Genomic DNA, 213 nt, shown 5'->3' on the forward strand with positions numbered 1-213 from the left:
TCGCCCGGCTCGACCGGCCGGACCGTGCCGTAGCCGTGCAGGTCGAGGTAGAGCTGCCCGTCGGGGAACTCGCCGGGCGCGCGCTGCGCCCAGTGCACGGCGAGCGCCGTCTTGCCGACCCCGCCGGTGCCGGAGAGGACGGCGATGCGCGCGCCGGTGTCGTCGCGGTGCAGCAGCTCGTCGAGTTCCGCCAGCTGGGCCGCGCGGCCGCGG

General features: G+C 77.9%; 1 protein-coding gene. It reads right to left on the minus strand.

All coding sequences use genetic code 11. The features are described from left to right. The coding region (locus tag G3I65_RS23605; protein ID WP_160698034.1) for an ATP-binding protein at positions 1 to 213 on the minus strand (213 nt) is incomplete at both ends.

Origin of the sequence: Amycolatopsis sp. SID8362, from assembly GCF_010550475.1 — a bacterium.
Classification (GTDB): domain Bacteria; phylum Actinomycetota; class Actinomycetes; order Mycobacteriales; family Pseudonocardiaceae; genus Amycolatopsis; species Amycolatopsis eburnea.